The organism is Corynebacterium sp. HMSC035E02 (genome assembly GCF_001836065.1).
In the GTDB taxonomy this organism is placed as follows: Bacteria; Actinomycetota; Actinomycetes; order Mycobacteriales; family Mycobacteriaceae; genus Corynebacterium; species Corynebacterium hiratae.
Genome location: NZ_KV827315.1, coordinates 44,655 through 51,827 on the forward strand (window position 1 = coordinate 44,655; position 7,173 = coordinate 51,827).

6 protein-coding genes are annotated in these 7,173 nt (G+C 52.0%); 1 reads left to right on the forward strand and 5 read right to left on the reverse strand.

The window, feature by feature from the left end; translation table 11 throughout:
* Positions 1-12 precede the first annotated feature (12 nt).
* Positions 13-534, reverse strand: coding sequence for a type II toxin-antitoxin system PemK/MazF family toxin (locus HMPREF2635_RS03190; RefSeq protein WP_049156445.1), 522 nt, complete (start codon positions 532-534; stop codon positions 13-15).
* Positions 535-552: 18 nt separating this feature from the next.
* Here HMPREF2635_RS03190 and lepA point away from each other — a divergent pair, with 18 nt between their 5' ends.
* Entirely contained in the window at positions 553-2,400 is a 1,848-nt protein-coding gene (lepA, locus tag HMPREF2635_RS03195) for a translation elongation factor 4 (protein ID WP_070821261.1), read from the forward strand.
* A 6-nt stretch (positions 2,401-2,406) separates the two neighbouring features.
* Here the strand turns inward: lepA and HMPREF2635_RS12890 are convergent, their stop codons facing one another.
* From HMPREF2635_RS12890 to HMPREF2635_RS13225, 4 genes are all read right to left on the reverse strand, one after another.
* Positions 2,407-4,047 (reverse strand): ATP-binding cassette domain-containing protein, encoded by a 1,641-nt coding sequence (locus HMPREF2635_RS12890; RefSeq protein WP_083317831.1) that lies wholly within the window; start codon positions 4,045-4,047, stop codon positions 2,407-2,409.
* A gap of 49 nt (positions 4,048-4,096) precedes the next feature.
* On the reverse strand, positions 4,097-5,035 hold the full coding sequence (locus HMPREF2635_RS12895) for a YcaO-like family protein (RefSeq protein WP_083321276.1): 939 nt from the start codon (positions 5,033-5,035) through the stop codon (positions 4,097-4,099).
* Positions 5,032-5,361 carry a nitroreductase family protein gene (locus HMPREF2635_RS13810; RefSeq protein WP_371326311.1) on the reverse strand — a complete coding sequence of 110 codons (330 nt, stop codon included), beginning with the start codon at positions 5,359-5,361 and terminating at the stop codon, positions 5,032-5,034. The genes HMPREF2635_RS12895 and HMPREF2635_RS13810 overlap by 4 nt, the downstream gene beginning before the upstream one ends.
* A gap of 478 nt (positions 5,362-5,839) precedes the next feature.
* Positions 5,840-6,571 carry a hypothetical protein gene (locus HMPREF2635_RS13225; RefSeq protein WP_141756300.1) on the reverse strand — a complete coding sequence of 244 codons (732 nt, stop codon included), beginning with the start codon at positions 6,569-6,571 and terminating at the stop codon, positions 5,840-5,842.
* Positions 6,572-7,173 lie beyond the last annotated feature (602 nt).

Consider the following 7,173-nt stretch of genomic DNA (forward strand, 5'->3'; position numbering starts at 1 on the left):
CGAATCCCCAAATCAGGCCCAGTGATAACGTGAGCGCAGCCGGTTGGCGATGCGCTCGAAGCGGCGTTCCGGGAAGAGCGTGCCCTGTCGGCGGCATTGTTCCTCGGAGATTTCCAACACGCGGTCCATCCGCACCCAGCACTGCCGGCCGGATTCGTCCCATTCACCGGTACCGATATCGAGCCATTCCTCTTTGTTTGCGTGGCCCGGGTTGGGGGAGATGAGCAGACCCAGCACGGTGGTGCGCGTGCGCGAGACAATGAGCACGGCCCGCTCGCGCGGCGGGGACTGCTTGCCATCCGAGGGCGCCCACACCCAGACAACCTCGCCGGAGTCTGCCTGCCCGTCCATGTCGGGGGTGAAGAAGACGCTGCGCGGGTGGGCGGCGGCACACTCGACGCGAATGTCGGCGGCTTTGCGCGGTTCCGTCACGGAATCATTCTGGTTCAACCCCAAGCCTTCGGTGATGCGCTCGAGACCGACGTCGACAGGCTCAGGGCCTCCGATACCGAGAATGCGTGCCAACCTAGACATGTCGTCTATTCTAAACACATGTCTACAAACTTCGCGGCCACTACGTTTTCGGATCCGTCCAAGATCCGAAACTTTTGCATTATCGCCCACATCGACCACGGCAAGTCGACGCTGGCTGATCGCATCCTGCAGTTGTCGCAGGTGGTGGAGGAGCGTGATATGCGCGACCAATACCTCGACAACATGGATATCGAGCGCGAGCGCGGCATCACCATTAAGGCGCAGAACGTGCGCCTGCCCTGGATTCCTCGCTCCGGTGAGTTCGAGGGCCAGGAGATCGTCATGCAGATGATCGATACCCCCGGCCACGTGGACTTTACCTACGAGGTCTCCCGCGCGCTGGAGGCCTGCGAGGGCGCCATCCTGCTTGTCGACGCCGCCCAGGGCATCGAAGCCCAAACCCTGGCCAACCTTTACCTGGCCATGGAAAATGACCTGGAGATCATCCCGGTCCTGAACAAGATCGACCTGCCCGCGGCCGACCCGGAGAAGTACGCCTTGGAGATTGCCCACATCATCGGCTGCGAGCCGGAGGAGGTGTTGCGCGTGTCCGGTAAGACCGGCGAGGGCGTGCCGGAGCTGCTGGATAAGGTGGCGGAGCTCATTCCGGCACCGACGTCCGAGTTCGGCGAGGATGCCCCGGCCCGCGCCATGGTCTTCGACTCCGTCTATGACACTTACCGCGGCGTGGTGACCTATATCCGCATGATGGATGGCAAACTGACCCCGCGCCAGAAGGTCACCATGATGGCCACGGGTGCCAACCATGAGCTGCTCGAGGTGGGCATCGTCAGCCCCACCATGCAGAAGTGTAAGGGGCTGGGCCCGGGTGAGGTGGGCTACCTCATTACGGGCGTGAAGAACGTGCGTGAGACCAAGGTGGGTGACACGATTACGTGGGCGTCGAATGGCGCGAGCGAGCCCCTTAAGGGCTATGCCGACCCGAACCCCATGGTCTACTCCGGCCTGTTCCCCATCTCCCAGGCGGACTTCCCGGACCTGCGTGATGCGCTGGAGAAGCTGCAGCTTAACGACGCCTCCCTCACCTTCGAGCCCGAGACCTCCGTCGCCCTCGGTTTCGGCTTCCGCTGTGGCTTCCTGGGCCTGCTGCACATGGAAATCACGCGCGACCGTCTGGAGCGCGAGTTTGGCTTGGACCTGATTTCCACGGCTCCCTCGGTGACCTACCGCGTGGTGGCGGAGGATGGCGAGGAGTCCATGGTGCACAATCCGTCGGACTGGCCCGGCGGCAAGCTGCGCGAGGTCTACGAGCCGATTGTGAAGATGACCATCATCGTGCCGGAGGAGTTTGTGGGCTCGACGATGGAGCTGTGTCAGTCCAAGCGCGGCCAGATGGGCGGCATGGACTACCTCTCTGAGGACCGCGTGGAGCTGCGCTACACCATGCCGCTGGGTGAAATCATCTTCGACTTCTTCGACATGCTGAAGTCCCGTACCAAGGGCTATGCTTCCCTCAACTATGAGGAGGCCGGCGAGCAGCTGGCGGACTTGGTGAAGGTCGATATTCTGCTTAACGGTGATCCGGTGGATGCCTTCTCTGCCATCGTGCACCGCGAATCCGCACAGTGGTACGGCAACAAGATGACGAAGAAGCTCAAGGAGCTCATCCCACGCCAGCAGTTCGAGGTGCCCGTCCAGGCGGCCATCGGCTCGAAGATCATCGCGCGTGAGAACATTCGCGCGATGCGCAAGGACGTGCTGGCCAAGTGCTACGGCGGCGATATCTCGCGTAAGCGCAAGCTGCTGGAGAAGCAGAAGGCCGGTAAGAAGCGCATGAAGTCCATCGGTTCCGTGTCCGTGCCGCAGGAGGCCTTCGTGGCGGCGCTGTCTACGGATAGCGATTAAGAGAAACTAAGCTTCACTGGGATACTCCTTTGGTTTTGATAAAGGTGCTTCATTGGCATTGGTCAATTGAAGCACCGTATCGTCTTGATGAATAGGTGCTGAAGCATCGTGCGTTGAAACAATGATCGTTTTTTCGCGTGCAAGGTCTTCAATAATGTCCCACACCAACGCCCGTGAGTTCTTGTCTAAGCTACTGGTTGGTTCATCGAGGACCACAATTGACCCGGGCTTAGCGATCAATGCTCGTGCCAAGGCGATTCTTTGTTTTTCCCCACCGGATGCCCCACCGTCTTCACCCGCTACATCGGAGTTCTTCTTGCAGCCCGTTGAAGAAAACTCGTGTAGTCCTACTGCTGTGAGTAATTCGTCAGCTTTGCACACGGCTATTGATCGGCCAAAAATAACGTTGTCTATGGCGTTGGCGTGTAACAGGCTTGCGCTTTGAGGCGCATACGTTGAATTTTCCCTTATCTCACAAGATTCTTGTTGCAAGGGTAACGAATACTCATTTAGATTTAGGAACCCTTCCAAAACCGTCGTTTTCCCTGAGCCGCTTGGACCAAGAACCCAGATTGGTCTTTGTTCATGTCGCTGGTGTGCCGAAGCTGCCATGTCAGACAAACGCAGTATTTGCTCATTCCACAAATCCACGTTTTGGCTTGTTGCGGCGACGAACCCCGTTGGGCGAATCTTTTCGCTTGCTTCACTCGCATGGGAAACTGAAACAGCGAGTGTGGACACTCCAAATCCGACGGATTGAAGAGGCGTAATGGCTGCAATGGCGATTCCTGTAGACGAGATAATTGATCCGATTGCCTGCGCATCTCCATTACTTGTTCGAAGGATAATGGCTATAATGAGAACACAAATCGTTATTGCTAAAACGATTCCTTGGGCAACATACAGCCGCCGCGTCATGGTATAGGAATAGACTCCAGCGCGTTCTACAGTACTTCGATCCTTTCTATAGCGAGATTCCAAAAATGCTTGGGTAGAAAACACTGTCGCTTCTTTCCAGAGGGACAAAGAATTCCCTAGGACGCCGAAACTGCGCATGCTCTCTTTGAAAAACTTTGTCTGGGCGTTCTGGTGGCTTTGGATTAGCCGGTAGCTGACCGCACAATAGGTCACAATGGCTGCTGTGAGGATTATTCCTTCTAACCAAGTGCTGGCAATAACGACTAGGAAAATGCCGGAGGCTAAAGAAATGGTTGCCGGCAATATAGACAGGTAGATGCTGGATAATGTGTCACGATATGCGGAGGCCTCGCTATCAATGGCAAATGAGATCTCTCCATTATCAGCATGCGATCGTGCGCTAGGGCTGGCATCGATGCTATCGGTGAGAGACCTGGCCATTCGCTCGGACTGCAGCTTTTGCTCAATCGTTCCATACGTTGGAAATAATATGTATCTTGAGGATGTTCCTAAAAACCAAATCAGAGAATAGAGTATAGAAAGCTGTAGGCCAATTGTAATGAAGTCCTCCCTGTTTGAACTATTAAGGAGAGAGTTGACTCCACCACCGAGAACATACGGGGCAATAACTGTAGAAATTGACGAGATTACAATGGAGACGAGGACTAAAAAGTTGTTCCAAGGCGATAGTTTCCAAGATTGTGTAATGACTTGTCGTATAAGTTGCATTCGGAATCCATTTTTAAATGACTCGTGATTATCGTGATGTCAGATGAATTTATCCGAAGGGGACCGGCCCGGGTCTGAATTCGTTTCCAAGGTAGGTGCTTAGAGTTTTTAATGCACCAGGTCTATCGTCCTGCAGTCCCGAGGGCCAGTCGTTGCTTAGAAGCCGGGCTATGTACCAAGGCGAACCGTCATAGGAAAGACTATCTACTAGCATTAGTGGCGGGTTTGTTGTATTCGCTAGCAGCTCTAAAGCGTTATTAGGTGTTCGTCGTAGCTGTGAAGGAATTGTAATCCGCAGTGCGGTTGAATTACTCCATTCTTCGGATGTATTTGGTTTATTTGCCTTGAGATACTCGTCTTGTATGCAGTCCATTAATGGGCGTCCCGTCAATCGTCTAAACAAGTTGTCTTGCATAGATAGAATTGCTTGGCGGCATTCTCTCAGCGCCTTCTCTACAGTACTTTGAAGATGGAATCCCGAAGCAGCGCCGGCAGAGTACTGAGTGCTTTTCGCAGGTGAGCTAAATAATGCTAGGCAAACGTATACGCCTTCAAATATTGATATTTCGTAAATCCGCCAGGTTTCTGAAGGGTGATCATTTTCAGCTGGATTGTTCATGGATAGTTCTACTCCATGGGTTGAGAATCTCCAGTGGGCAATTAACGATTGTCTTTCGATAAATTCGAGACATGCAGATTCAATGGCCTTTTCAAGGCTGCGATGTATTGCTGTTCCGGATGAATCTGTTACATTCTGTGCTTGCTCTGAAACCATCAATTTATCATCGTTGAAAGCGTTCGAAAGACTGTAGATTTTCGCGTGATCGCTTGGCCCCCGTTTCTGCCAGAATCGTTCGAGTGCTTCTGCCGTAGCGCGTAGCTCGCTCTGTGGCTCCCCGAATCCGATTCCTGATGCTAGATTTGTGACGTCTGCAATAGCGATGGATTCGTCCGAGAGAGGTGAATACCGGAATTGTAGGCTTTTCATGAGTCTTCCTTAGCGAGGAGTTGGAGTTGCTCAATCCAGATATCATCAGGATTTAATCCCCATAGGTTTGCTATAGAAAGTTCGTCAAAATACCCATATGGTCTGGTAGAGAAGTTCATAGAACCAGCGTTCCTGGTTACTTCTTGGATCATTTCTCCAATCTCAATGAGTGAGAACTTGTAACCGCGAAGTCGATATTTTGCTATTGAGATTTCGGGAATTATTCCGAATCCCAGTACTAGGTCGACCTGTTCTAGAGCTACCGGTCCATCACATCCAACGTAGTTAAATATTTCTGTAAATGGGACTGGGCCTAGGTTCTCCAAGCGGCGAGCTAATGGTAGTAGGTGGAAGCGTTCCCATTGTCGTCCCTGCCTGGCGAGTATGAATACCTGTACTGGATATAAACTGCCGGCACTGGCATATGGACGGCTCATCTCTGGGGAAGTCAGGGGCTTTAGGAAACAGTTGTTTAAAATAGCATGAAGGTCACTTTGCTCCAGTGAGCGAGCTTCTATATTGATATGTCGGTCTGCGTTAGTGAGACTTGGTTGGCGAGAGTGGATGTCTTTTGTGGGGGGATCAATTGGTTGGGAATTATCTAGGTCCAGTGCGTAGTCAAACTCACCAAGCCGCATGATCCAATGGTTAGCGGAGGCCGCGCTTAGAGGTGAAATTGCGAATCCACTGTCAATTGTAAGTGCATTTCCTGCACATAGTTGGCTTCGTACAGCCCTAAGGGTAGTGAGGTCGATGGCCGGTATAGAGCGTCGAATCTGTAACCTTGTTGCGTCATTGCTGTATTTATTTTCCATAGAATCCCTCATGATTACACTTTGGATCCGTGGGGAGGACAGCGGTGTGTACTAGCCCATTAGTTAGATCTTGGAACTCAGCGTATCGAAGGGTATCTGCTGCGTGAGGATCATTATTCTTGATTGCCAGGCCAAGTGTTATTGCATCTGTAATTGCACTGAGTATGTTCAATGTTTGGATTGCCTCTAGCTCTTTAGAGCTACCCCTATGGGGATCATTCTTGGCTGAATTTAATGCTTTCTTAATGGTAGCCTCTGCCTTTGGTTCACTACTTCTTTCTATTGCAATGGAACATAGTGGACATGGGCGCCCGCTCCGAAACCAGTTGATACTACTTCTAAAGCGTTTGAGTGGGTCGAAGGAATAAGTTACATTAGGACGATTTTTGTCGCGGCCCGTGAGCTGGTGGGGATTACCTTTCTCGTAAATCAGAAAATCTACGACTTTTCGCCGGTTTTTGCTTTGGGGCCACTGCATGCTAGGGGAGTAAAGTGATATAAAGTTCGAGATATTTGGAACATCGGGTAGTTTATTCCCGATGTATACAAGATTCACTTCTACCGTGCTTTTTAGTACGTCTTTGTGGGAGATCCTGAGCGCTTCGAGGCTTTGTTCATAGTGTAAAGCTTGGTCTTTTTCAACTCTATTGATAGAGAATTGGGAGATAATATATTGCCGGGTGGGGCCTTGGAGAAGTTCAAAGGGTGTGGATAAAAGCATGTCGCTCTTTTGGATGTTCGAAAACGGGACAGGCGGTCGGAAATACGGGGAAGTAAGTCCGACTGCCTGAAGATTTTATGTCTATTTAGGCGAGGAGCCTTTCGAGCTCTTTGTCAACAGTTGGTGTGGGTGCTGACGAGGTTGAGGGCAGGCCTGGGGAATTGGAGCCTGTGCAGGAGGCGCAATTTCCCGGAGACTGGGAGAGCGCAGGGGACTCAGTAGTGGTGTCAGCTTTTGAGCACACTTCGACAAGGTCTATGGTGAGCATTAAAAATTCCTTCCAATGTGAGTTGGGTGACAATCGGGCAAGTGTGTTGACCATAACTCATTAGTTGTTGATTGTCTACCCCCTAGTGTTTCTTTGTTATGTCCATAGGGCTTGGGGTATGGAGTCCGGTCTCTTTTTTTGGGCACGGAGTCCATGGAGGTCTTGGACACTTCTAGCGGTTTATGGTTGCGGCCTGCGTTTCGGCCGGGGTTTGGATAGTTTCGGGTTCATCCGTGGTGGTTGGCGGTGTTTCATTCCTTCAACGAGGTTGATGTTGATCTGACCACCTGGTGGTCTGTGGCTCAACGTGATCGGCAGTGGCACGCTGAAGAGG

Excerpts from the sequence above, each read along its gene's own strand:
- HMPREF2635_RS12890 (WP_083317831.1), bottom strand. The coding sequence starts at position 4,047 with ATGCAACTTATACGACAAGTCATTACACAATCTTGGAAACTATCGCCT.
- lepA (WP_070821261.1), top strand. The coding sequence starts at position 553 with ATGTCTACAAACTTCGCGGCCACTACGTTTTCGGATCCGTCCAAGATC.
- HMPREF2635_RS03190 (WP_049156445.1), bottom strand. The coding sequence starts at position 534 with ATGTCTAGGTTGGCACGCATTCTCGGTATCGGAGGCCCTGAGCCTGTC.
- HMPREF2635_RS12895 (WP_083321276.1), bottom strand. The coding sequence starts at position 5,035 with ATGAAAAGCCTACAATTCCGGTATTCACCTCTCTCGGACGAATCCATC.
- HMPREF2635_RS13225 (WP_141756300.1), bottom strand. The coding sequence starts at position 6,571 with ATGCTTTTATCCACACCCTTTGAACTTCTCCAAGGCCCCACCCGGCAA.